25 protein-coding genes, 1 rRNA gene and 2 pseudogenes are annotated in these 23408 nt (G+C 40.3%); 12 read left to right on the top strand and 16 right to left on the bottom strand.

Going from position 1 to position 23408, the window contains the following annotated elements; all coding sequences use genetic code 11:
* Position 1: 1 nt before the first annotated feature.
* From ybgC to E0D95_RS02680, 6 genes are all read right to left on the bottom strand, one after another.
* Complete coding sequence (gene ybgC / locus E0D95_RS02705) at positions 2–409, bottom strand: tol-pal system-associated acyl-CoA thioesterase (protein ID WP_130802427.1); 408 nt, start codon at positions 407–409, stop codon at positions 2–4.
* Positions 410–619: 210 nt separating this feature from the next.
* Positions 620–916: a Bor family protein gene (locus tag E0D95_RS02700; protein ID WP_130802426.1), complete on the bottom strand. Its 297-nt coding sequence runs from the start codon at positions 914–916 to the stop codon at positions 620–622.
* Between the two features lie 14 nt (positions 917–930).
* Complete coding sequence (locus E0D95_RS02695; RefSeq protein WP_130802425.1) at positions 931–1218, bottom strand: Bor family protein; 288 nt, start codon at positions 1216–1218, stop codon at positions 931–933.
* Positions 1219–1556: 338 nt separating this feature from the next.
* The gene (ruvB, locus tag E0D95_RS02690; protein ID WP_130802424.1) at positions 1557–2558 is read right to left on the bottom strand and encodes a Holliday junction branch migration DNA helicase RuvB; all 1002 of its coding nucleotides are present in this window, start codon (positions 2556–2558) and stop codon (positions 1557–1559) included.
* 6 nt (positions 2559–2564) lie between these two features.
* Positions 2565–3170 carry a Holliday junction branch migration protein RuvA gene (gene ruvA / locus E0D95_RS02685; RefSeq protein WP_130802423.1) on the bottom strand — a complete coding sequence of 202 codons (606 nt, stop codon included), beginning with the start codon at positions 3168–3170 and terminating at the stop codon, positions 2565–2567.
* A gap of 85 nt (positions 3171–3255) precedes the next feature.
* Positions 3256–4596 (bottom strand): deoxyguanosinetriphosphate triphosphohydrolase, encoded by a 1341-nt coding sequence (locus tag E0D95_RS02680; RefSeq protein ID WP_130802422.1) that lies wholly within the window; start codon positions 4594–4596, stop codon positions 3256–3258.
* A gap of 268 nt (positions 4597–4864) precedes the next feature.
* Between E0D95_RS02680 and modA the strand changes: the two genes are divergently transcribed.
* From modA to E0D95_RS02640, 8 genes are all read left to right on the top strand, one after another.
* The gene (gene modA, locus E0D95_RS02675; RefSeq protein ID WP_130802421.1) at positions 4865–5644 is read left to right on the top strand and encodes a molybdate ABC transporter substrate-binding protein; all 780 of its coding nucleotides are present in this window, start codon (positions 4865–4867) and stop codon (positions 5642–5644) included.
* A 2-nt stretch (positions 5645–5646) separates the two neighbouring features.
* Positions 5647–6336 carry a molybdate ABC transporter permease subunit gene (gene modB / locus E0D95_RS02670; protein ID WP_130802420.1) on the top strand — a complete coding sequence of 230 codons (690 nt, stop codon included), beginning with the start codon at positions 5647–5649 and terminating at the stop codon, positions 6334–6336.
* Between the two features lie 2 nt (positions 6337–6338).
* The gene (locus E0D95_RS02665; RefSeq protein WP_130802419.1) at positions 6339–6956 is read left to right on the top strand and encodes an ATP-binding cassette domain-containing protein; all 618 of its coding nucleotides are present in this window, start codon (positions 6339–6341) and stop codon (positions 6954–6956) included.
* 546 nt (positions 6957–7502) lie between these two features.
* On the top strand, positions 7503–9002 hold the full coding sequence (locus E0D95_RS02660) for a TolC family outer membrane protein (protein ID WP_130802418.1): 1500 nt from the start codon (positions 7503–7505) through the stop codon (positions 9000–9002).
* Positions 8999–11155 carry a type I secretion system permease/ATPase gene (locus E0D95_RS02655; protein ID WP_130802417.1) on the top strand — a complete coding sequence of 719 codons (2157 nt, stop codon included), beginning with the start codon at positions 8999–9001 and terminating at the stop codon, positions 11153–11155. The genes E0D95_RS02660 and E0D95_RS02655 overlap by 4 nt, the downstream gene beginning before the upstream one ends.
* Positions 11152–12342, top strand: a complete 1191-nt coding sequence (locus tag E0D95_RS02650; protein WP_130802416.1) for an HlyD family type I secretion periplasmic adaptor subunit — start codon at positions 11152–11154, stop codon at positions 12340–12342. Before E0D95_RS02655 ends, E0D95_RS02650 begins: the two co-directional genes overlap by 4 nt.
* A gap of 426 nt (positions 12343–12768) precedes the next feature.
* A complete protein-coding gene (salA, locus tag E0D95_RS02645; protein ID WP_130802415.1) occupies positions 12769–14040 on the top strand; it encodes a salicylate 1-monooxygenase in 1272 nt (423 codons plus the stop codon).
* Positions 14041–14212: 172 nt separating this feature from the next.
* Positions 14213–15103: a LysR family transcriptional regulator gene (locus E0D95_RS02640; RefSeq protein WP_130802414.1), complete on the top strand. Its 891-nt coding sequence runs from the start codon at positions 14213–14215 to the stop codon at positions 15101–15103.
* Here E0D95_RS02640 and E0D95_RS02635 read toward each other — a convergent pair.
* Positions 15094–15306: pseudogene (locus E0D95_RS02635) on the bottom strand (transposase); the annotation flags it as partial. The gene E0D95_RS02640 and the pseudogene E0D95_RS02635 overlap by 10 nt on opposite strands.
* A 7-nt stretch (positions 15307–15313) precedes the next feature.
* Between E0D95_RS02635 and rrf the strand changes: the two are divergent.
* Positions 15314–15428, top strand: a 5S ribosomal RNA gene (gene rrf / locus E0D95_RS02630).
* A 101-nt stretch (positions 15429–15529) separates the two neighbouring features.
* Here the strand turns inward: rrf and E0D95_RS02625 are convergent.
* The 6 genes and pseudogenes from E0D95_RS02625 to rplM form a co-directional block, all read right to left on the bottom strand.
* Positions 15530–15799 (bottom strand): annotated as a pseudogene (locus E0D95_RS02625) (DJ-1/PfpI family protein); the annotation flags it as partial.
* Between the two features lie 266 nt (positions 15800–16065).
* Complete coding sequence (locus E0D95_RS02620) at positions 16066–16734, bottom strand: hypothetical protein (protein ID WP_130802413.1); 669 nt, start codon at positions 16732–16734, stop codon at positions 16066–16068.
* Positions 16735–16750: 16 nt separating this feature from the next.
* Positions 16751–17185: a ClpXP protease specificity-enhancing factor gene (locus E0D95_RS02615; RefSeq protein WP_130802412.1), complete on the bottom strand. Its 435-nt coding sequence runs from the start codon at positions 17183–17185 to the stop codon at positions 16751–16753.
* A 12-nt stretch (positions 17186–17197) separates the two neighbouring features.
* A complete protein-coding gene (locus E0D95_RS02610) occupies positions 17198–17848 on the bottom strand; it encodes a glutathione S-transferase N-terminal domain-containing protein (RefSeq protein WP_130802411.1) in 651 nt (216 codons plus the stop codon).
* A 204-nt stretch (positions 17849–18052) separates the two neighbouring features.
* A complete protein-coding gene (gene rpsI / locus E0D95_RS02605; RefSeq protein ID WP_004992397.1) occupies positions 18053–18439 on the bottom strand; it encodes a 30S ribosomal protein S9 in 387 nt (128 codons plus the stop codon).
* Between the two features lie 12 nt (positions 18440–18451).
* Positions 18452–18880 (bottom strand): 50S ribosomal protein L13, encoded by a 429-nt coding sequence (gene rplM, locus E0D95_RS02600; protein ID WP_130802410.1) that lies wholly within the window; start codon positions 18878–18880, stop codon positions 18452–18454.
* A gap of 185 nt (positions 18881–19065) precedes the next feature.
* Here rplM and pdxA point away from each other — a divergent pair, with 185 nt between their 5' ends.
* From pdxA to E0D95_RS02585, 3 genes are read left to right on the top strand one after another with little or no spacing between them, the layout of a single operon-like run.
* Positions 19066–20034, top strand: a complete 969-nt coding sequence (pdxA, locus tag E0D95_RS02595; RefSeq protein ID WP_130802409.1) for a 4-hydroxythreonine-4-phosphate dehydrogenase PdxA — start codon at positions 19066–19068, stop codon at positions 20032–20034.
* Positions 20035–20057: 23 nt separating this feature from the next.
* Positions 20058–20870, top strand: coding sequence for a 16S rRNA (adenine(1518)-N(6)/adenine(1519)-N(6))-dimethyltransferase RsmA (gene rsmA / locus E0D95_RS02590; RefSeq protein WP_130802408.1), 813 nt, complete (start codon positions 20058–20060; stop codon positions 20868–20870).
* An 8-nt stretch (positions 20871–20878) separates the two neighbouring features.
* Entirely contained in the window at positions 20879–21718 is an 840-nt protein-coding gene (locus E0D95_RS02585) for a symmetrical bis(5'-nucleosyl)-tetraphosphatase (RefSeq protein WP_130802407.1), read from the top strand.
* Between the two features lie 56 nt (positions 21719–21774).
* Here E0D95_RS02585 and E0D95_RS02580 read toward each other — a convergent pair whose 3' ends face one another.
* From E0D95_RS02580 to E0D95_RS02570, 3 genes are all read right to left on the bottom strand, one after another.
* Positions 21775–22221 carry a DUF2147 domain-containing protein gene (locus tag E0D95_RS02580; protein WP_130802406.1) on the bottom strand — a complete coding sequence of 149 codons (447 nt, stop codon included), beginning with the start codon at positions 22219–22221 and terminating at the stop codon, positions 21775–21777.
* Between the two features lie 116 nt (positions 22222–22337).
* Entirely contained in the window at positions 22338–23006 is a 669-nt protein-coding gene (locus tag E0D95_RS02575) for an LrgB family protein (protein WP_130802405.1), read from the bottom strand.
* A 12-nt stretch (positions 23007–23018) separates the two neighbouring features.
* Positions 23019–23390, bottom strand: coding sequence for a hypothetical protein (locus E0D95_RS02570; RefSeq protein ID WP_130804822.1), 372 nt, complete (start codon positions 23388–23390; stop codon positions 23019–23021).
* Positions 23391–23408 lie beyond the last annotated feature (18 nt).

The raw sequence follows: 23408 nt of genomic DNA, 5'->3' as shown, positions 1-23408 counted from the left end.
TTTAATCTTGTTCCAGTTCTTGAAGAATAAGATTGCGAATTTCATCAGGAAGTCGGCGTGGTCGCATTTCTGTGTTTAAACATGCCAGTTCAACCTCGCCAGAAGCAAGCATGATTTCACCACGATAAATATTTTGTTGCAATACAAATGACGAAGCTTTACATGAAACTACACTCGCTGTAACAGTAATCATATCGTCCATCATAATCGGGCGCATGTATTTTAATGCGATTTTATGTACAACAAAATTATAATCTTTTTGGTGCCAGTAATGGTCGATGCCTGAAGCACGTAGCCATTCTGTACGAGTCCGTTCCATAAAGCGGATATGATTGGCATGATAGACGATACCGCCAGCATCTGTATCTTCAATATATACGCGAATTTTGAACTCAAAAAGATTAGCCATATTTTTAACCTATTCTACATACTGTGAGTAATTCAGGAAATGATATTGCTTCAATGACAGGATGGAAATAGTAATAAATAACATCTTGTTGATGGAAAGGATAATTACGTATATTAATTAAACAAACTCAATTCAGTTGCTTTTAATTATAGGATCATCTGTGGATTGAGAAATAACAACTACCTTAGTATGCTAAGGTAGTCTAAAAAATTATTCTTGACAATATACACTTGCTGTATGTGGTGTATAAATGCCTAAAGTAATGATTCCAAAGAATAAGTCTTTAGGTTCAAGTTTGCTTTGAACTTTTGAAACTTTATCTGCTCCCCCGCAGATACTTGCTGCATCAACTTGTTTTTCCTGTCCGATACCAGAAAGAAAAAATGATTGTGATTCAGAGTATTTAGGTGTTACAGAAGCGCTTTTATGAATTAGGCCAGTTTGTGTTGCACAGCCTGTTGTTAATAACATGCCGCCAATCATTAGTATTGCCATGATATTTTTCATATTTTTCTCCAGTACTATTTGCAGTAAACTAAGATTTGACGTGGTGTATATACACCATATGAAATTTGCCCAAGAAGACCATTCAAAAAGGTTATTTTGGTTTGAACTTTTGAAACTTTATCTGCCCCACCACAGATCTTAGCTGCATCAATTTCTTTTTCCTGCCCAATACCTGAAACAAAAAAAGCCTGCATTTTATTATATGATGGTGCACTATTTCCTTCATTAGAGAGTAGATAAGTCTGAGTAGCACACCCAGAACTTAATAAACTTATAAGGCTTACAAAAATTAGTTTTTTCATTTTTACTCCAGATTATACTTTTTCTTTTAAAACAGCGGTTTAAAAGCGAACGCATTTTAAGTTATTGAAAAGATAATTACTAGGCTTTTGAATTTAAAAATAAAAGTAATGTTTCGGTAAGGAGTAACCTATTTTTTTAGTTTTGTTTTTTAAAGTTACTCTTTGTTTTACTGAAAAAAGCGTAAAGCAATACTTTAAGTTTGCTTTGCGCTTTCACTCGAAGTATGGCTTCTCGTCTTGCGCATGAGGAATATATTCCGCAAGAAACGTTGTTTTGCTTATCGCTATCACTCACAGCATAGCTTCTCGTCTTGCGCCGCTAAAAAGCTTCGCTTTTCTTAACGCGGCTCAGGTGGAATTAATCCAAACTGCGCATAAGCCTGATTAGTGGCGATTCGTCCTCGCGCGGTACGCATTACATAACCTTGCTGAATCAAATACGGTTCAATCACATCTTCCAATGTACCGCTGTCTTCTGCCATCGCAGCAGCAAGTGCTTCAACACCTGTTGGTCGACCTTCAAAACGCTCCAATAACATAGATAAATAACGACGATCAAGCGTATCTAAGCCGTCTTTATCAACATTCAGCATATCCAGTGCGCGTTGTGCCATTTCCTGAGTGACTTCGCCCGTCCCTTTCACTTGTGCATAGTCACGCACACGACGTAATAAACGATTGGCAATACGGGGGGTACCACGTGAACGACGTGCAATTTCTTCTGACCCCGTTTTTGTAATTGGCACATCCATTAAGTTGGCAGAACGGGTGACAATATGCGTTAAATCTTCAACCGAATAAAACTCTAAGCGCTGCACAATCCCAAAACGATCGCGCAAAGGTGAGGTGAGTAAGCCTGCCCGTGTAGTGGCTGCAACCAATGTAAATGGTGGCAAATCCAGTTTAATCGAACGTGCTGCTGGTCCTTCACCAATCATAATATCCAGTTGATAGTCTTCCATCGCAGGATATAAAATTTCTTCAATCACGGGAGAAAGACGATGAATTTCATCGATAAATAACACATCGCCTTCTTCTAAATTGGTCAGCATCGCAGCCAAATCACCAGCACGTTCTAATACTGGACCAGAAGTCGACTTCAAATTACCGCCCATTTCACGGGCAATGATATTGGCAAGTGTGGTTTTACCCAGTCCGGGAGGGCCAAAAATCAGGGTATGATCCAGTGCTTCGCCTCGTCCACGTGCCGCACCAATGAAGATTTCCATTTGCTCACGTACCACAGGCTGTCCAATATAATCTGCCAAAGATGTTGGACGAATCGCGCGGTCAAATTGATCTTCTGGCTTTTCTTTGCCACTAATTAAACGGTCATGCATGATTGGTTACTTCATCATTGATTTGAGCGCAGCACGAATTAAATCTGCGGCTTCAGTATAATCCGCTTTTACCGCAGCTACTGCTTTTTGTGCTTCAATTGGTTTATAACCCAATGACTGTAATGCAGCTTCGGCTTCAGCAACAGGAGAGTTAGATATAAACTGAATTTGACTAATACTATTATTAGCAGTTGATGTCCCCTGATTTGCCAGTGCTTTAAATCGGTCACGGAGTTCAATCATCAACCGTTCAGCGGTTTTCTTGCCGACACCCGGAACTTTCACCAAGGTATTGATATCATCATGTTCAATGGTTTGTATCAAAAGCTCAACGCTTAAAGTCGATAAAATGCCCAGTGCCATTTTAGGGCCAACCCCATTCACTTTAAGCAGTGTACGGAAAATGGTTTTTTCCTGTGCATCTAAAAAACCATAAAGTTGCTGGGCATCTTCACGGACCACCAGATGTGTCCACAATGTGGTTTTCTGACCTTTTTGTAATTGGCAAAATGTTGAAAGCGGCGTATCAATTTCATAGCCAACACCATTAACATTCAGCAGTACCGTAGGTGCTTCAAGTGCAAACACTTCACCAATTAAACAACCAATCATGGAATGATTCTTTCCTAAAAAATAAATTAAAAAAACAAAAGCCTGAAGCTATCTCAAGATCCTACTATGCATAATAGAGGCGGCATTACATAAAACTTGCACGGCGACCTTGCAAGACCTGCGCGAGATCATAAGCTTGATGGTCTGAAAATTTACTAATAATATCGAGCACTTGCATAATATTCTGATAATGACTTTGGCTAAAATTTGCCCCAAATTGTTGTAGAATTGACATTAAACGTTTTTCTTTAAAATTGAGTGGCTTGGATGGAACTGTTAACGGAATAAACGCATCTAAAATGGACTGTAAACCACTGTGTGCAATAATTTCCAGATCGGATTTCTGACGATGCTCAAAAATTTTATCACGTGCTAAATTTTTGGCTTTTTCAATTCCAATTCCAATATCAGCAGGGCAATATTCCAAAAGGCTTCCTTGAAGTTGTCCCGATAAAATTTCAACATGATGTCGGGCAAAGGCACTGGAAACTTCTGCAACAAGACGTTTCATGACACGACCACGCAAAGCGGCAATTTTTTGCTGCCAAGTGGTATTACTTTGTCCAAGCTCATCTGGAATCCCATAATCTGCAATTAAATTGAGAAAAATAGGTTCAACTTCTTCATAAGTGAGCATATTTAAAATAATGCCATCTTCCAGATCAATCAGGGCGTAACACATATCATCTGCGGCTTCGAGCAAATAAGTCAAAGGGTGTCGACAATAATGATATTCACCGAGTTGAATCAGACCAAGCTGTTCAGCAATTTCGACTAAAATTTCTTTTTCAGTTTGATAACATCCAAATTTAGCGCGTTGATTGGCTGGTCGATCGCCCTGCGAAGCAATGGTTTTGGAAAGCCAAGGATATTTAAGGTAAGCCCCCAATGTGGCGTGAGTGAGACGCATACCGCCGTCATCAGGATGATAATCAATTCGGGTTAATAACCTTAAACCTTGTGCATTCCCCTCAAACTGGCGTACATCGGCTTCTTCTTCGGGGCTTAATTCTTTTAAAAAATCATCATGAGAGGCATCATCAAACCATTCACGAATTGCATATTCGCCTGCATGTCCATAAGGCGGGTTGCCAATATCATGTGCCAGACATGCCGCCTGAATAATCGCACCTACATCTGACGGTGAAATCCAGGCAGGAAGTTCATCTTTAATTTTTTCGGCAGTCATCATTCCCAGTGAACGACCAATACAGGACACTTCAAGTGAATGGGTTAAACGGGTATGGATGCCATCTTGTAAGGCAAAGGGATGAACTTGGGTTTTACGGTTAAGCTGACGAAAACTTTGAGAGAAGATAATGCGATCATAATCTTTGTGAAATGGACTGCGTCCAAGTTCTGTTGTGCTTTTTTTACTACCTAAGCGAACCGCTGAGAGCAGTTCCATCCAACGCATTTGTTCCATGTATAACTGTTCTTGAAAGATCTACTTTGCATCATGCCAAAAAAAAATTAAAAGCACTAGGGCAGGGCGACATGATTTGTCTGTTAATCGTTTTTTCGATGTTTTAAATAGAAAAAATACACGATTTAAAATGTTTAGATTGATTGTGGTGGTTACAAGTTATTGGCTTGAATAGGATTGGGTAAAATGACTCAGTCACGCATTGTGATTTAGATAAATTATCGATATATTTCTGAAAACATATTGATCATTATTTGGGGCACTGGCGATGTTACTAAGAAACACAAAAACCAAACTATTAACAGTGTTCATCGGTGTAACTGCTTTATTCAGTTTTCAAGCACAGGCTGCGGAGTCCGTCACTGTCTATGCAGCTGCTAGTTTGACCAATGCGATGGCAGATCTGGAAAAAATATTTGAGCGACAAAATCATATAGACATTAAAACCTCTTATGCGGGTTCATCAACGCTTGCCAAACAGATTGAAGCTGGCGCACCTGCTGATATTTTTATTTCGGCAGATGAACAATGGGCAAATTATTTACAAAATAAAAAGCTGATTGTGAATAATAAACGAATTAATCTTTTGGGAAATAAGTTGGTGTTGATTGCACCCAAAAATATGACAGTCAATATGAAGATGAACAAAGCTTATGATCCCAGTACGGCTTTTACAGGTAAACTCTGTACGGGCGATACCAAAAGTGTCCCTGTGGGGAAATACGCCAAGCAATCACTGAACTCATTAGGTTGGTGGGACAAAATACAACCTCGTCTGGTTGAAACTGAAGATGTTCGTGCAGCACTGAATTTTGTCGCACGGGGTGAATGCCAACTGGGTATTGTCTATGCGACAGATGCCGCGATCAGTAAAGATGTGAAAGTTGTGGGGGTGTTTCCAGACAATACGCATCAACCCATTATTTATCCATTAGCCTTGATTAAAAACACCCCTGCTTCTATAAAGTTCTATCAGTTTTTGCAAAGCAAAGCAGCCAATACGGTATTTAAAAATTACGGCTTTACTGTTTTAAATGCTGCAAAATAACCATGTTTTCACTTTCTGCCGAAGAAATTGAAGTACTAAAACTTTCCTGCCAAGTGGCTACGTTTAGTATGATCTTTAGCTTAATTCCAGCTTTGACCATAGGCTGGATACTCGCGCGTAAAGAATTCTGGGGAAAATCTTTATTTGAAACACTGGTATTTTTACCTTTAGTTTTACCTCCTGTATTGCCTGGATATCTTTTGCTGCAAGTCTTTGGTAATCAGGGCATGATTGGTCAATATCTTGCACCACTTGGTTTGAGTCTGGCATTTAACTGGAAGGGTGCAGTTTTGGCATCAGCAGTAATGGGTTTTCCTTTACTGGTTCAGTCGATTCGCTTGGCGATAGAACTGGTTGACCAACGTCTGGAAATGGCAGCTCAAACTTTAGGAGCTTCTGCTTTTTCAACGTTTATTTCTGTGACACTTCCTTTAGCCAATAGCGGTATTTTGGTTGGTGCGATTCTATGCTTCTGTCGAAGTTTAGGTGAGTTTGGTGCGACCATTACTTTTGTCGGTAATATCGCAGGAGAAACCAGAACTCTGCCTTTGGCAATGTATAGTTTAATGCAGCAACCTGACACTGAACCGCAACTTTGGCGACTGATTACGTTATCGCTGAGTGTTGCATTTTTTGCGCTATGGTTTGCGCAGTGGTTTCATCGCTACCAAAAGAAGCAACGAGGACGATGAAGATGATGGATTGTCATATCGAGTTGCAATTAGGTAAATTTAAGATTACGACATCTTTTGCTTCAGATGAGCAAGTTGTAGGCTTATTTGGTGCATCAGGTTCTGGAAAAACCAGTTTATTACATGCAATTGCGGGTTTACATACACCTCAATCTGGTTATATCAACATTCAAAATCAAACATGGTTTAATGCTGAAAAAAATATAAATTTAACTACGCAATCGCGTCGAGTCGGACTGGTGTTTCAGGATGCGCAGTTATTTCCTCATATGTCAGTACATAAAAATCTAAGATTTGGTTTAACTCGAATTACGCCGGATCAACAACTTTTTCAGGAAGATTACATTATTGAGTTACTTAAATTAAATCATTTGCTCAATCGTATGCCAAGTAAACTTTCAGGGGGGGAGAAACAGCGCGTCGCATTAGGGCGGGCTTTGCTGTATTCCCCTAATTTATTGTTATTAGATGAGCCTTTGTCTGCTTTAGATACAGCACATAAAACCGAGATTCTTCCGTTTTTTCAACAGGTACAAAAGCAAACGCATATTCCTATGCTCTATGTGAGTCATGACATGCAAGAAATTGAACAGTTAACAAGCACTATTTGGTATTTGTAAAGTTTTTACAGAGCTTTAATCTGTTGGAAAGGCTAGAGGATTAGACAAAGCTAATGTAATCCTAAGTCAAGCATTGTTTAATTTAATGATTTCATCATATTGATTGGGGAGGACTGTGATAGCAGGACTTATAAATGATTAGAAAAGGAAAAATTTATAAGGCGAATTTTGATTTCGACATTAGCTCAGTTTTAAATTCTCTAAGATATTTTTTTAATTTTTTCATTGGTTTATATTTTATTAAATGAAATATTTATAAAACTCGACTTCTTGAAGGAGATGTGGAAAAGTCATAAGATCTGCTCATTTGATTGATCAACTTGATTTAATTTGCTTAGAATTTTGGGTGTATTTATAACTCTTTAATCACAATGAAATTCTGCTGATTTAAAGAATTCTGTAAAATGATCAAAAATTTATTTAATTCAAACAAAAGCTCTACTAAACTTATACATAGTGATGTAGATCACTTAATTTTTGTCAAATTCACGATGAAGTGCAATAAATGTTAAAAAAATTAGACCAAATGATTTGGAATAATCAATAATGAATTATCCGTTATTCGTATTAATCGCTACATTAGCGTGTGGTGTTACAAGTCTTCAAACACATGCAAAAGAAGATGGAAATAATAGTAAGACAAAGAAATTTTTGGATTTTTTCTCAGATTCATCTGATCAAGATTATAAAGTTGTTGAATTTAGTAAACTCAGCAACTTTGAGTTTGACCGCTCTAAAGTTGACGAATTACCGCGCATTGGGTCGGCAAATCTTCCTACTAAAGGATTCACTGCTTTAGCCAATTCTTCACGCTTACAGGAAATTAGTATACTTGATGCAATAAAAATAACGCTGCAACGCAATCCTGAAATTAGCCAGAGCATTGCGACATTAGCTGCGCAGAACTCCAATATCGATGTGGCCAAAGCCCAATATTATCCACAACTGACAGGCGGAATCAGTACAGGCGATATGACTTCTGGAGAAAGAGGTCGCCAATTACTGACCTTAAGTGCAACCCAACTCCTGTATGACTTTGGCAAAGTCAAATCCAGTGTGGATACCCAAAAAGCTAAACAGGTGGTCGAGCAGGCCAATGTTTTAGTCAGTATCGATGACATTGCCTATCAAGTTGCCTCTGCGGCAATAAATATAGAACGTTACAAACGTGTTAGCCAGATTGGTGAACAACAAATAAGTGGGATTCAACGTATTCTGGATATCGCCAACTTACGTGCCAATGCGGGGATCAGCAGTCAGGCTGATCCGATTCAAGCCCAGTCCTACCTACAATCTGCGCAGTCGAGTCTAATAGCCCAACAATCCTTATTAAGACAATATCAGCAACGATTAAGAACCTTGATTGGCTTTGATATTTCCAATAAAAATTGGAGCATCCCAATAGATCTGGTGCAATCTTCGGATTTATATCAGGACCCAGAATTTAATACCATCCCCAAAATGATTGCCGCACAGGCAGAAGTTGAAGTTGCCAAATCACAAAAGAAACAAACCCAATTGAGTTTATATCCGACTTTATCGGTAAAAGGGTCACTCAGTCAGGCATTGAATGGTGTCAACCCCAATAACAATAAAGACGATGGCTTCTATAACTCGATCATGCTTGAAGCCAGCAGTAACTTTTACCAAGGCGGTGCTGTTGCAGCGCAGACTCGCTCAGCCAGCTATGCAGAAGAAGCAGCACGTTCCAAAGTAAATGCGGTCTATCTGGATGTTTTGGATAGATTGCGTACTACGCGTGAAGATATCGAAAACAAACAAAGACAAATTCAAGTGTTATCAGAACGACAGGCGACTACGGTCAAAACCCGAGAACTGTATCAAGAACAATATAAACTCGGCACACGTTCCGTACTGGATCTACTCAATGCAGAAATGGCAATCCATTCTGCCAATAACGAACTTGAAATGGCGCGCTACGATATTTACAACAGTCTGGTGCAATTTATCCAGACCACGGGACGAACACGTCAGGCCTACAAACTTAATAATATTTCAATTCAGGGATTCGAGGTCCAGCCATGAGTCAAGCATATAATTACCAACCGTGGTTGCAGGCCGTACTCAGCATCGCCAAACACTATCGCATTGTGCCATCAGAAGAACGTATTCGACTCCAACTAGACTGGAATCAAAATCATCAGATCGATGATATCTTATTGCTGATCTGTCGGCAGATGGGATTGAACTACCGCAAACTGAATTTCAGCACAGATTTACTTAATCCTTGGCGATTACCGATTATTGCCGAATTCTATGATGGACAAGTAGGAGTGATTGACACTGCTGACAACGAAGGCAATGTCAGTATCCAGTTTAGCGGTGAACAAGGACTTTCACAAAGCTTTGCTGCTGAACAACTGAATACCCTGATTAAACACATCTACATCGTACGACCAGAAACGTCCATACCTGATGCTCGAGTAGATGAATACATCAAACCTTATGAGGCTAGCTGGTTTTGGTCGATTGTTCTCAAAGACTGGAAGCGCTACGTCGATATCATGTTTGCCTCACTGATTGCCAACATATTGGCTCTGGCAACCATCATCTTTTCCATGCAAGTTTATGACCGCGTGGTGCCATCCCAATCTTATCCAACGCTTTGGGTCTTGGCGGGTGGGGTACTATTGGCCGCCATTTTCGAATTTGTACTACGTGTTGCCCGAATTTACTTGTCTGACATTATTGGAAAACGAGCGGATCTTAAAATTTCAGATCGCGTGTTTGGGCATGCACTGCGCATCAAAAATAAAGAACGCTCAAAATCCACAGGCACCTTTATCTCACAAATTCGCGAACTTGAAGGCGTACGCGAATTGGTGACTTCGACCACGATTAGCGCCATAGCCGATTTACCATTTTTCTTCCTGTTCCTTGTGATTTTCTGGCTGATTGGTGGCAACTTATTTTGGGTCATGGTTCTGGTTGTTCCACTCATGATTGTGCCAGGCTTATTGGTACAAAAGAAACTGGCCAAACTGGCCCAGGAAGGCATGCGTGAATCCTCCATTCGTAATGCCATTTTGGTTGAAGCGATACAGGGCATTGAAGATATCAAATTACTTCGTGCCGAATCACGCTTTCAAAACCAGTGGAACCATATGAATGAAGTGTCTGCGGACATCAGCATGCGTCAGCGTAAAATTGTTGGCGTACTTACCGCATGGACTCAGAAAATACAAGGCTTAACCTATGCCATTGTGGTTTTGGTGGGATGTTTTGCGGTGATCAAAGGCGATATGACCACAGGTGCTTTGGTCGCTTGTTCGATTTTATCGTCCAGAATGTTAGCGCCGATTTCACAAATCACAGGCGTATTGGGGCGATTACAACAAGCCAAAGTCGCTAAAACCAGCCTTGATGAACTCATGAAAAAACCAGTTGATCAGCCTGATCAAGCGCAACTGGTACATAAACCTGTGATTTATGGGGAGTACGATCTGAAAAGTGTGGTTTTTCAATATGGGCAGGATGATCCCAAGCCCACTTTAATGATTGCTAAACTCAATATTCAGCCGGGTGAAAAAATTGCCATATTAGGACGTAATGGCGCAGGTAAATCGACATTACTACAACTCCTTTCGGGTATGCAAACACCTTTACAAGGGCAAATCACACTGGATGGTCTGGATTTAAACCTGATTGATCCAGCCGATGTCAGACGTGATATTGGCTTGTTGAATCAAAATGCACATCTGTTCTATGGCACCATTCGGGAAAACCTGATCCTTGGTGCACCTTTGGCCAATGATGAAGACATCATTAAAGTCCTGAAAATGACCGGTGCATTCAACTTTGTACAAGAGAAAAAACAAGGACTGGATCACCTTATTTTAGAGGGTGGTGTTGGATTTTCAGGTGGACAACGTCAGGCTCTATTGTTGGCACGCTTACTGATCCGCCAACCCAATATTTTGCTGCTAGATGAACCAACAGCTTCAATAGATGATGTTGCTGAAAAAATGCTGATTGATCACCTGAAATCATGGTTAGGACACCGGACCTTGATTGTTGCAACGCACCGTCGAGCGGTACTGGAACTAGTGGATCGTATAATTGTGGTCAATGAAGGCAAAATCGTAATGGATGGTCCACGGGATCAGATCCTCAACGGACAAAGTGAAAACCCACAGAACAACCAGCAGCTTCAACAAGGGCAAGGAGCACGTCCATGAGTGATCAACTACAACTGCCAAAACGCTCATTAAAAGTGTCCTACAAAGAACCACCACTACCACGAGCCAGTTTAGTGATCTGGATTATTGGAATCGGATTACTGATCCTATTGGCTTGGGCATGGCTGTTTCAACTTGAAGAAGTTTCCACAGGAACAGGTAAAGTCATTCCATCCTCCAAAGAACAAGTCATTCAATCACTGGATGGTGGAATCCTGACTAAACTTGATGTGCAAGAAGGCGATATCGTACAAAAAGGGCAAGTGTTGGCACAACTTGATCCGACACGCTTTGAGTCTAATGTGGGCGAATCACAATCGCTACTGATATCTGCACAAGCAACGGCAGCGCGTTTAAGAGCAGAAGTGAATGGCACCGCACTGGTTTTTCCAGAAGAAGTCAAAAAAGATCCAAAACTGGTACAGGAAGAAACAGCCCTGTATAACTCCAGACGTGAAAATCTGGAACAGTCAATTTCAGGATTAAAACAGGCACTACAACTGGTTCAGCAAGAACTGGTGATGACTGAGCCTTTGGTCGCCAAAGGAGCGGCCAGTGAAGTCGAAGTACTGCGTTTAAAACGTGAAGCCAATGATCTGCAAAATAAAATCAACGATGCACGTAACCAGTACTACGTTAAATCACGTGAAGAACTGTCAAAAGCCAATACTGACACAGAACAACAAATGCAAATTGTACGTGGACGAACGGACACCTTAAATCGTACTACTTTTAAAGCACCTGTGCGTGGTGTGGTGAAAGAAATCGCGGTGACTACACAGGGTGGTGTCATTCCCCAAAACGGCAAGTTGATGACCATTGTTCCACTGGATGAGCAATTACTGATCGAAGCACGAATTTCACCACGAGATATTGCCTTTATTCATCCGGGGCAGGATGCATTGGTGAAAATCACTGCCTATGACTACTCGATTTATGGTGGATTAAAAGGCAAGGTAACGGTGATTTCTCCGGACACGATTCGAGATGAAGTCAAACAGGACCAATTCTATTATCGAGTCTATATCCGTACCGATTCTGACAAGCTTTATAACAAGGATGGTAAGTCGTTTAGTATCACGCCGGGGATGGTGGCGACCGTGGATATCCGTACTGGAGAGAAAACGGTTCTGGATTATTTATTGAAACCGTTTAATAAGGCGAAAGAGGCTTTAAGAGAAAGGTAGGGTAATAAACAGCGATATAAGTTAGCTAATTTGAATCCTCGCTGTTGAACTGCACTCTGAAAGTTGGTCACTTAAAGTCTAATTTGAAGGGTGCTTTTCTATGGCTAAATTTTCTCAAGAATTTGAACTTACGCTTATTTAAAACAACTATTGGTTTTTTTAGATTCTTCATACATCAATCGCTACTTTATAAAAATATAATGTAGATATCATTTGGTCTGGTCTCATCTGATATTTCACTTCATGAAACATTGTTGAATTTCAGTTGAGGATCTGATGTAAGCTATAAGGACTTATCTTTTTAATTTTATGATTTAACTAAAATATTTAAATTTTTAATAACTACAATAGAAAACTTTCAATTGGATTACTCGTTCATGATCTCGCACAATCTTCTTACAAGGTAAAACTCAAAGGATTTGAGAAATGAACAAGAAACTTCGTGTTGCTATTGTAGGTGGCGGTATTGCAGGTCTGGCACTTGCGGCAAATTTATTTCGATATAAACATTTGGACGTCATTTTATATGAGGCTGCGCCACAATTTTCTGAAATAGGTGCGGGTATCTCTTTTGGTGCAAATGCTGTCAAAGCCATTGAATGTTTGAATTTGGCTGATGCATACCATGCTATTGCAGATCAGGTAAATGAACCTTTTCAGGATGTCTGGTTTCAATGGCGAAATGGCTATAACGATGAATATCTATCCAGTTCAATTGCACCTCAAGTCGGTCAGTCTTCGGTACATCGTGCGGATTTTCTGGACAGTATTTTAAAACAGGTTCCACGTGAACAATGTTATTTCAATAAAAAACTGGCTTCACTTGAGGAAACTGCCGAACACATTATTTTAAATTTTCAGGATGGAACATCGGCACACGCGGATTATGTGATTGGTGCAGACGGGATTCATTCGGCAGTGCGGGCTTATGTATTGGCCAGTCAGAATTTACCCACAGCGCATCCACAATTTTCAGGCACATGGGCATATCGTGGCATTATCCAATATCAGGATTTTAAACAAGCGATTGAACAAGCCGGTCTGGATGTGCAAATAGCAGATGTTCCACAAATGTTATTAGGCAAAGACAAACATATTTTGACTTTCCCGATTCGACGCGGCGAACAAATTAATATCGTTGCGTTTAAGTCTGATCGTAGTCAAAAGACATTGCCACAAGGCACAGCATGGACTCAAGCAGTTGACTCACAGACCATGCTTGCAGACTTTGCCGACTGGAGTGAAAGTTGTCAGATTTTACTGAAGCTGATTGAAAAACCAACTATCTGGGCTTTACATGAGTTAGCTGAATTAGACAGCTACCAAAGTGCTTCTGGTCGAGTGATTCTGATGGGGGATGCCGCGCATGCCATGCTGCCACATCAGGGTGCGGGTGCGGGTCAAGGACTTGAAGATGCAGTAATTTTAGCTGCGCTATTTGAACAAGAAAGTTTAACCATACCAGTACTGCCTAAACTTTCGCAAGTTTATGAAGATTTGCGTAAACCACGTGCTTGTCAGGTACAACGTACTTCACGTGAGTCGGGTGAAATTTATGAATTGTATTCATCCGATTATCTAAGCTTTGAACAGATTGGCGAGCATTTAATTCATCGTTTTGACTGGTTATGGCAGTATCCAATTGAGCGAGATATTGTCTTTGCCAAGACTCAAATGAATATACAGTGTGCCTCATGAGACGAGAGAGTGAGAATATGATATAAACGCATATTCTCACTTTATTCTTCCTTATTATTTTTCGACAATTTGCAATTGCTTGAATTTTTAGAATATTTCTAACCCAACCGATTAATCAGAGGGAGAATATTTGATTTCACTTTAAAATGACTAAAAATAATGGAAGTTCATCATGGATCTGGCTTTAGTACGTATCTTTATTTGTGTTTATGAAACTAAAAATATCACCAAAGCAGCAGATATTTTAAATCTAAGTCAGCCGTCAGTCAGTTACAATTTAAATCGTTTACGGCAGCAGTTGAACAATCCACTATTTGAACGTACACAATATGGTGTTGAGCCGACAAAGCTGGCTCATGAACTTTATCCTGTTTTTAAACGAGCAATATCTGATGTAGAAATCGCAATTGATGAAGCATTAAATTTTAACCCAGCGGTGTCTAATAAAGTCTTTCGTCTAGGGCTTTCAGATATTGGTGAAATTTGCTTACTACCTGTATTAGTTGAATATTTACAACGTCACGCACCCAACATCAGGCTTGAAATTGAAGAAATTAAAATTGATCAGGTAGAAAAATGGCTAGTCGAAGGATTTATTGATGCGGCTGTCTTTAATAGCACCCATCTCGAATTTCATCGATTAGAGTATGAAACCCTATTTCAGGAGCGTTATGTGGCATTGGTGAATTGTCATCATCCACGCATTCAGGGGCAGATCAGCTTACAGGATTATTTGGCAGAATCGCATGTGGCGATTAAATCCACTACGGGCCATACTCAGGTTGATCATGTACTCAAACTTTTGGGTTATCAACGTCATATTGCACTTGAAGTTCCGCATTTTGGGGTGCTACAAGGGGTACTGGACCGAACAGAGCTGGTAGTCACCTTACCCATGCGCGCTGCGGCACAGTATTTGAATCAGGCCAATGTCCATGCGATTGAGCTACCTTTTGATATGGCAGGTTTTTTTGTCGGGATTCACTGGTTTTCACAAAGTAATGAACCTGTTGCAAGACAATGGTTTATACAGACGTGTAAAAAGGGGCGAATTCAAACATGAGGTGCGACAGTTTGAAAAGTCTTATGATAATCAACAAGCTGAGCAAATTTCTCTAATGGTGTAAGCCAATCTAACGCTTTTCTAGGACGAGTATTCAGTGACATGGCAACTTGATTTAAATAATGCTGATCTGCCTGATTTAAATCAATCCCTTTAGGTAAATATTGCCTAATTAAACCATTCATATTTTCGCATGTGCCTTTTTAGTTTGCTGGCGACAATAGCAAGAGTGAACCACCTGATCCCTTCCCGAACTCAGAAGTGAAACCTCTTCGCGCTGATGGTAGTGTGGCATTGGCCATGTGAGAGTAAGTCATCGCCAGCTTTTAAATTTAAAGCACCTCAACTCAAATGTTGGGGTGCTTTTTTTTTGTGATAAGAAAAATACAAAAAATAGAATAAGATAAAGCATCCTCTCTTTTTTTTCTAATCCAGTTCTTTTAATATCGCCTGATTAAAGTCAGGAATATCATCTGGATTACGAGAGGTAATCAGTACCCACCCCCCTGTGTTGCATCGATGGACGGCTTCATCTACCCAATGCGCATCTGCATTTTCCAGATCCAGGCGTATGCTTTTATAAGAGGTTAGATTTTTATCTTTAATGCGTTCTGCATCAATTAAGGTCCAAGGTGCGTGACAGATTGCAGCAATCGGTTTAGCGTGATCGGTAAAATGCTGAATGATAGTTTGTGAATAGGATTTCATCTAATGTAATGCTTTGTTATTTCATTCGTAGTGCTGGATCTTTACTTAAGCCAAGTAGAATAAAAGCTATCTACTTACTACTGGTTAATCCTTTAAGTAGAGTCAGCATATAGATATAAAACTACATGAATGTACAAGAAAATTAGAAGAAGTGTCTTTCTTATTATAGAGAAAATAAAAAAAGATGCGTAATCGATTTAATTATGCATCTCAGTAAAACAGTATTAATCTATTTTAAAATTCATTAAATAAACTTAATGAATCAAGTTACTATACTGAGTGTATAAAAATAATAAGATTGCTAAAGCAATTAAAGGGGCTACTATTTTTGACCAAAATGGCACGGGTTGTGACTCAACTACGACCTCGGTAGTATGATCATCATGTGTGGTATTAGGAGTTTGTGCAGTATGAACCATTTGATTAAATTCCTTCATTGTTTCATCTAAGGAGATATCCTCTGTATTTTGAGGTTTTGAGCCAATGAGCTCTGTAAGTTGATTAGTTGACCAAACCCAGTCATCAGCCTGACCAGACAAATGCTCAAGTTGCCCATTGAGTAACTCTCCCAATCCAGTCTGACCAAAATGACCCGTTTCATCTAGCTGTTTGATTTCTGAAAATTGTAGCTCAAGAACCTCCATCAAGGCAGTCTCTAGCTCTTTGCTGCTCAATTTTGATTGATTGTGCGTAGAAGTGACTAGATGTCGAGCAATGCCCTGTAAATAAAGCGGATCAATATTTTGAATTTCCTGATATAACTTATTTTTATCGCTACGCCAAAGTTGAATTAGCTTACCTAGCGTCAGGGCATTCAATTCAAAGATAGCAGTACTGCGTTGTTCACGCGAATATTGTGAAAATAGCTGAGGCTTTTGAATTTCGGTCTGCTCAGCAAAATAATGTACTAAATCAAAAGCCATCGGACACTCCGTAAATTTAATCTAATAATCGTAAACTTGATTTTTTCTTAGGTGTTTCTGATTCAACTTGGTCTTGAGTATTTGATTTTAAAGCATCTTCAGTCATTTGCACATTGGCATATTCGTCAGGGTCAAAGAATAAACCTTGTCCATTTTCACGTGCGTATAGTCCAATTAATGCAGACATGGGAACATAAATATCTCGTGCCACACCACCAAAACGCGCCGAGAAGGTGACAGCTTCATTACTCATTTGAAACTGATGGACGGCATGCGGGGCAATATTCAGGATAATCTGCCCGTCTTTGATAAATTGCTCAGGTACACTGGTATAAGGTTGAGTTGCATCGACCATTAGATAAGGCGTTAGCTGATTGTCACAGATCCATTCATAAATAGCACGTGCCATATAAGGACGAGTGGGACTTAAATTGATTTCTTGATCGGACATGACAAATTTCTCTTAACGACTTACAAGGGCACTATAACGTATTTTTTCCTGTTGTGTCATGGATTTAACAAAAGCAGGACGACTAAATACACGATTACAATAGAGCAAAATAGGGCGGGATTGTTGTGGAGCTAATTTGATTCCCATACTTTCTAGTCTTAAAAACATAGGGGCCAGCATACAGTCTAAAATACTAAAGTTTTCTGACATAAAATAGGGAAAATGTTGAAATAAAGGCGTAAGTGCAATCAGTGTATCTTTAAATTCTTGCTGTGCTTTTTTTTGCTGAGAAATATCGAGAGTGTCGGCATGTTTCAGCATGAGATCGGCTTGTTTAAACCAGTCTTGTTCAAATCGCCAGATATATTGGCGTTGCTCAGCACGTGCTGCGGGAGAGTCTGCATAAAGTTTGTTTTGACGATAACGATCATCAATATATTCAGAAATAATAGAAGTGGAAAATAGTTTTAAATCATTTTCCAATAAAGTGGGGAGCTGATTATAAGGATTTAAACTGGCGAGATCTTCATCATCATAGTCCACGAGAACCAGTTGATGCTTGATTTGCTTCTCTGCCAATAAAAAACGAATCCAGTGTGAGCGAAAATCATCTGCATGACTATAAAGCGTGATTCCTTGAACAGATGTAGTTTCGACTGACATATCTCAAAAATTAAAAAATAGAATGGACTAGCATACTAAAATTCACACTAAAAAGATAATACGCACTTCAATAAGTTTTATCTCGTTACTTAGAATAAAATGATAAATCCAAGAACTTAAATAGGATTTCCAATAGAGAGGGTACTATGACAATGCATAAAAAACCCTGGAAAAATCCAGGGTTTTGTCCAATCCAAAAACGAATTAACGTTTAGAGAATTGAGGACGTTTACGTGCTTTACGTAAACCAAGTTTTTTACGTTCAACTTCACGCGCATCACGAGTCACGAAGCCAGCTTGACGAAGAACTGGTTTTAAAGTTTCGTCAGACGCGATCAAGGCACGAGTAATACCGTGACGGATTGCACCAGCTTGACCACCAATACCACCACCTTTAACAGTGATATAAAGGTCATATTTCTCAGTTGCTTCTAACAACTCAAGTGGTTGACGAACAACCATTTGAGCAGTTTCACGACCGAAATATTGCTCTAAAGTGCGGTTATTGATAACGAGTTTACCAGTACCAGCTGATAAGAAAACACGTGCAGTTGCGGTCTTACGGCGACCTGTACCATAATTAGTTGCCATGTGCTTTATCCCTTAGATGTCCAAAACTTGTGGCTGTTGAGCAACGTGTGGATGCTCGCTACCAGCGTACACTTTCATCTTCTTGATCATTGCATAACCAAGAGGACCTTTTGGCAACATGCCTTTTACAGCGCGTTGGAAGATTTCTTCAGGTTTGTGAGCAACTAATTTTTCGAAATTAGTTTCTTTTAAACCGCCTGGGAATTCAGTGTGGCGATAGTATTTTTTATCAAGTGCTTTGTTACCAGTCACTTGAACTTGTTCAGCATTGATCACAACGATGTAGTCGCCAGTGTCAACGTGAGGCGTATAAGAAGTCTTGTGTTTACCGCGTAAACGACGAGCGATTTCAGTCGCAAGACGACCTAAAGTTTTGCCAGAAGCATCAACAACGTACCAGTCGTGTTGTACTTCAGCAGGCTTAGCGCTGAGAGTTTTCATTACCACTACCTATTATAGTTGGTTTGGACGGTGGAATCAGTCCAAACAAAAGGAGACCGAATTCTATACGAATATAGATGGATTCACAAGAAATAATTGTGAATCGGCGACAATATTTTACCCGTGATTGACTCAAAATTGAATATACTGAATGCCATAAAGAATAGGGCTAAGTGAGGCAGAGTGTGCGTCCTTTATATATCACCAGTGGAGAACCAGCGGGCATTGGTCCAGATATCTGTTTAAGTCTGGCTGAACGTGTCGATGAGCGACCGATTGTGGTATTGGGCGATCAACAGCTGTTAGCACAACGTGCGCAACAGTTGGAAGTAGACGTTGAACTCATCGCGTACCACGGACAAACTGAGTCTTGCGAAACAGGTCAGCTTTATATCGAACATGTTCCGTTAAATGCTCCTGTCATGTCTGGCGAATTAAACTCCAAAAATGCAGCTTATGTGATTGAACAACTTCGACGTTCTGCTGAGTATGCCATGACGGGTAAAGGTGTTGGGGTAGCAACCGCACCAGTACAAAAATCTGTAATCAATGATGCTGGCATTCGCTTTAGTGGACATACCGAATTTTATCAAGAATTTTCTGAGGTTGATCGTGTGGTGATGATGTTAGCCACCAAAACTTTGCGTGTTGCTTTGGCAACGACACACCTGCCATTACGTGCCGTTGCAGATGCGATTACAGCGGATCGATTGCATCAGGTCATTGATATTCTGCTGCACGATTTAACCAGCAAATTTAAAATTGAGCAGCCACGAATTTTAGTCTGCGGGTTAAATCCTCATGCTGGTGAAGATGGTTATTTGGGACGCGAAGAAATTGAAATCATCAATCCTGTGCTGGAAAGCTATCGTCAAAAAGGCATCAATATGAGTTTAAGTCTGCCTGCGGATACTTTATTTACGCCTGAACATTTAAAAGAGGCAGATGCAGTTTTGGCGATGTATCACGATCAGGGCTTACCTGTGTTAAAATCACAGGGCTTTGGTGAAGCCATCAATATTACATTGGGTTTACCTTTTATTCGCACTTCGGTTGATCATGGCACTGCGTTATCACTCGCAGGGACAGGTTTGGCGAAAAGCTCAAGTTTGCATGTTGCGGTTGATCTGGCGCTAGATCTGGCGCGTCAATAATTGATTTATGTTGGAACGTTTTTATGTATCAAATTAATGCCCTAAACCCGAAAGAAGAAGGGCATAAAGCTCGTAAACGTTTTGGTCAAAACTTTTTACATGATCAACGTGTGATTGCCAAAATCGTGCGATCAGTCAATCCGCGCCCCGGCGAAAATATTGTTGAAATTGGTCCTGGCTTAGCCGCACTTACCTCACCACTGATTGGAGAGTGTGATGCGCTGACCGTTGTTGAACTGGATCGTGATTTAGCGGCTGGTTTGCCTGAGCGTGTACCGCATCCAGAACGTTTAACTATTGTTGAAGCAGATGCACTGAAATACGATTTTAGCCAGTTAGCAGAGGACGGTCGTCCACTACGTGTGGTCGGGAACTTACCTTATAATATTTCGACGCCATTACTTTTTCATCTCTTGGAATTTGGTGACAAAGTTAAAGACATGCATTTTATGCTACAAAAAGAAGTGGTCGAGCGAATTACTGCTGCACCCAATACCAAAGAATATGGTCGTTTGTCGGTGATGATTCAATATTATTGTCAACCTACATTTTTGTTTGAAGTGCCTGCTGGCGCATTTAATCCACCACCCAAAGTGACCAGTGCGGTATTTCGTTTAGTCCCTTATCTTGAAAAACCAATTGTGGCTCAGGATGAAAAAGCTTTGTCTCGTCTCGTTTCACATGTATTTACCCAACGTCGAAAGACTTTAAGAAATAGTTTAAAAGGCATGTTGGATGAAGAAGGGTTTGTAAAAGCAGGGGTCGATCCAATGGCGCGTCCCGAAACTTTAAGCTTGGCACAATTCGTGGCTTTATCTGATCATATGGTTGGGTAGTTTTAAAAATGTCTAAACGTTATAACTATGTGATTGGAGATGTACAAGGCTGTTTTGAAGCCTTAAAAGCCTTGCTCAAAGAAATTCGCTTTGATCCAGATCAGGATGTGATTTGGTTTGCAGGCGACTTGGTTGCACGTGGAGAAAATTCAGTCGGCACTTTGCGTTTTGTCAAAAAATTAGCAGAGCGTGGTGCAGCTCATACTGTGCTGGGTAATCATGATTTAACTTTAATTGCGACTGCTCGCGGTTTCAAAAAAATCAAGGCTAAAGACAATACCCAACAGGTGATTGATGCGATAGATGGCGATGAGCTGATTGATTGGTTGCGTCGCCAGCCATTGTGTTTATTTCCAAATGATCACACGATTTTGACTCATGCTGGAGTTCCTTGTATCTGGACGGCTGAAAAAACCGCGCAATTGGCCCAAGAACTACAAGCGCAGGTTGCAAATCAAGATTTAAATCAGCTTGATGCTTTTTTGGCGGAAATGTACGGCGAAGAACCCACGTTGTGGTCGGATGATTTGACGGGCATGCCGCGGTTACGTGCCATTACCAATTATTTGACTCGTATGCGCTTAACCAATGCTGAAGGTCGTTTGGAATTTAGTTTTAAAGATGAATTAACAGCCCCAATGCCTGAAGGCTTTCGTCCGTGGTTTGAATTTGAGAGCTTAAGCGCGCAAACGCATCAAATTGTGTTTGGCCATTGGGCAGCATTACAAGGCCGAACAATTAATCCAAAAATCCAGAATGTCGATGGCGGAGCAGTATGGGGAAATCAATTGATTGCTTATCGCTTAGAAGATCAACTGCTTTTTCAGGTAGACAACCCTCTCGGTTAGACATCAAAATAAAAAAGTCACCCTTGGGTGACTTTTGGCTTTGCAAAATTGCACTTTTATTCTTGGCGAATCCAGATTTGAGTACGACCAAGGGCAGAAACACCGACATAGCCACGCAACTGTAAACGTTTACCATTCGGGCTTAATTTAGCTTTCATACTGTAAATTTTGCCGCTTAAAGGATCAATAATTTTACCATTTTTATAATCTAGGTCTTTGTCATGTTTGAGTCCAGTTAATACATCCATTCCCAAAATAGGTTTGTTTGTATAAGGTGGCGGGCAATTCACGCAGGTTTCTTTTGGAGTATATCCCGGACGAGGAGTAATTTTGATGACTTTACCGATATACGCGCCATTTGCATCCTGACGAATTTCAATCAGACCTTTAGGTGATCCTGTTTTGTCGTCAATGTTTTGCCAGATCCCTGAGATATCTTGTGCAAATACCAGACTACTAAATCCAGACAACATTAGTGCTGCGACTAATTTTAGTTTTCTCATTTTAAAATCCTTTTTTGAGTAATCAGATAACTTTTTTGTCCTAAATGACAACTGTTTTTATCTTAGGTTTAATTTATATCGTATTCAATGCTTATTTTTGATTATTAAGTCAAAAATTATTGGATAGAGAGAATAAAAGTGGGTAACCAGATTGCGGTAAATACACCATTAATTGCCATTCCAAACGCAGCATAACGACCGGCTACTGCTCCTCTTTGCCAAGCTTGCGCAGTGCCAATGGCATGTGCTGCTAGACCTAATGCAAGACCACTGGCACGTTCATCATTAATATGTCGCAAAATAAAAGGAGAAAATGCAGCACCAATCACACCAGATAAAATCACAATGAGCGTGACCATCGTCAAAGGTGCATGCAACAAGGTCGCAATATTTAAGGCAATTGGGGTGGTAACAGCACGGGTGGCGAACGCCAAGATGGTGGGTTCAGACATGTGCAACAAATAAGCAAGCCCCATGGGTAAGGCCACCGCACTCACACTGGCAAATACCAGAATCCCGATCATGGATTTGAGCGGTAAATCATCATAACGCATGGCGGCAAGTGGAATCGCCAATGCAACTGTGACATAGCCAAGTAAATGATTAAACAAAGGATTGACGGTAGTTAAATAGTCTTGATAGGGCATACCCACTAAAGCAAGGAGGGCAACAACAATACACATGGCAAACACTAAAAGTGGCACTTGTGGTAAACGTTTATTTAAAGGTTTGGCACAAAGATAGGCGATGAGCGTAATCAAAAAACCATAAACAACGGTCAGCATTTTTCGATCTCCTTAAAGCCAGTGCTTGGCCATTTTGGCATAAATCCATAGCGGAAGCAGCGTACTGATCACCAGAACCAACAAGAATAATGGAATTTCATTGCCCATATGCACCAGCATGATCAGTGAACCTGCACAAATCGGCAAAAAGGCAAATCCACTTTCTTTCATGATTTTATTATTGGTATCCACCAGTCGATGTGGGAGTTTTTTAAATTTTCTCCAGACCAATAGCACCAGCAGTAAGCTGATAAGACCGACTAGATTGCCGAGTTCAGCATGATTAAAGGCGCGCATCACCAGCACTGCACCTTCGCGAAATCCAATAATCAGTGCAATGGTTGCAAGCCATGCCAACCAGTCAATCTGTTTTAACCTATCCATGCTGCTCATCTATTTATC

The organism is Acinetobacter ihumii (assembly GCF_900625095.1).
Lineage (GTDB): Bacteria > Pseudomonadota > Gammaproteobacteria > Pseudomonadales > Moraxellaceae > Acinetobacter > Acinetobacter ihumii.
This window is presented reverse-complemented; position numbering and strand designations above follow the sequence as displayed.

Excerpts from the sequence above, each read along its gene's own strand:
- E0D95_RS02640 (WP_130802414.1), top strand. The coding sequence starts at position 14,213 with ATGGATCTGGCTTTAGTACGTATCTTTATTTGTGTTTATGAAACTAAA.
- modB (WP_130802420.1), top strand. The coding sequence starts at position 5,647 with ATGTTTTCACTTTCTGCCGAAGAAATTGAAGTACTAAAACTTTCCTGC.
- E0D95_RS02570 (WP_130804822.1), bottom strand. The coding sequence starts at position 23,390 with ATGGATAGGTTAAAACAGATTGACTGGTTGGCATGGCTTGCAACCATT.
- E0D95_RS02575 (WP_130802405.1), bottom strand. The coding sequence starts at position 23,006 with ATGCTGACCGTTGTTTATGGTTTTTTGATTACGCTCATCGCCTATCTT.
- E0D95_RS02660 (WP_130802418.1), top strand. The coding sequence starts at position 7,503 with ATGAATTATCCGTTATTCGTATTAATCGCTACATTAGCGTGTGGTGTT.
- ruvB (WP_130802424.1), bottom strand. The coding sequence starts at position 2,558 with ATGCATGACCGTTTAATTAGTGGCAAAGAAAAGCCAGAAGATCAATTT.
- rpsI (WP_004992397.1), bottom strand. The coding sequence starts at position 18,439 with ATGGCAACTAATTATGGTACAGGTCGCCGTAAGACCGCAACTGCACGT.
- E0D95_RS02650 (WP_130802416.1), top strand. The coding sequence starts at position 11,152 with ATGAGTGATCAACTACAACTGCCAAAACGCTCATTAAAAGTGTCCTAC.
- E0D95_RS02700 (WP_130802426.1), bottom strand. The coding sequence starts at position 916 with ATGAAAAATATCATGGCAATACTAATGATTGGCGGCATGTTATTAACA.
- E0D95_RS02695 (WP_130802425.1), bottom strand. The coding sequence starts at position 1,218 with ATGAAAAAACTAATTTTTGTAAGCCTTATAAGTTTATTAAGTTCTGGG.
- E0D95_RS02665 (WP_130802419.1), top strand. The coding sequence starts at position 6,339 with ATGATGGATTGTCATATCGAGTTGCAATTAGGTAAATTTAAGATTACG.
- E0D95_RS02610 (WP_130802411.1), bottom strand. The coding sequence starts at position 17,848 with ATGTCAGTCGAAACTACATCTGTTCAAGGAATCACGCTTTATAGTCAT.
- ybgC (WP_130802427.1), bottom strand. The coding sequence starts at position 409 with ATGGCTAATCTTTTTGAGTTCAAAATTCGCGTATATATTGAAGATACA.
- E0D95_RS02655 (WP_130802417.1), top strand. The coding sequence starts at position 8,999 with ATGAGTCAAGCATATAATTACCAACCGTGGTTGCAGGCCGTACTCAGC.
- rsmA (WP_130802408.1), top strand. The coding sequence starts at position 20,058 with ATGTATCAAATTAATGCCCTAAACCCGAAAGAAGAAGGGCATAAAGCT.
- E0D95_RS02580 (WP_130802406.1), bottom strand. The coding sequence starts at position 22,221 with ATGAGAAAACTAAAATTAGTCGCAGCACTAATGTTGTCTGGATTTAGT.
- E0D95_RS02615 (WP_130802412.1), bottom strand. The coding sequence starts at position 17,185 with ATGTCCGATCAAGAAATCAATTTAAGTCCCACTCGTCCTTATATGGCA.
- E0D95_RS02620 (WP_130802413.1), bottom strand. The coding sequence starts at position 16,734 with ATGGCTTTTGATTTAGTACATTATTTTGCTGAGCAGACCGAAATTCAA.
- E0D95_RS02585 (WP_130802407.1), top strand. The coding sequence starts at position 20,879 with ATGTCTAAACGTTATAACTATGTGATTGGAGATGTACAAGGCTGTTTT.
- E0D95_RS02680 (WP_130802422.1), bottom strand. The coding sequence starts at position 4,596 with ATGGAACAAATGCGTTGGATGGAACTGCTCTCAGCGGTTCGCTTAGGT.
- salA (WP_130802415.1), top strand. The coding sequence starts at position 12,769 with ATGAACAAGAAACTTCGTGTTGCTATTGTAGGTGGCGGTATTGCAGGT.
- modA (WP_130802421.1), top strand. The coding sequence starts at position 4,865 with ATGTTACTAAGAAACACAAAAACCAAACTATTAACAGTGTTCATCGGT.
- rplM (WP_130802410.1), bottom strand. The coding sequence starts at position 18,880 with ATGAAAACTCTCAGCGCTAAGCCTGCTGAAGTACAACACGACTGGTAC.
- ruvA (WP_130802423.1), bottom strand. The coding sequence starts at position 3,170 with ATGATTGGTTGTTTAATTGGTGAAGTGTTTGCACTTGAAGCACCTACG.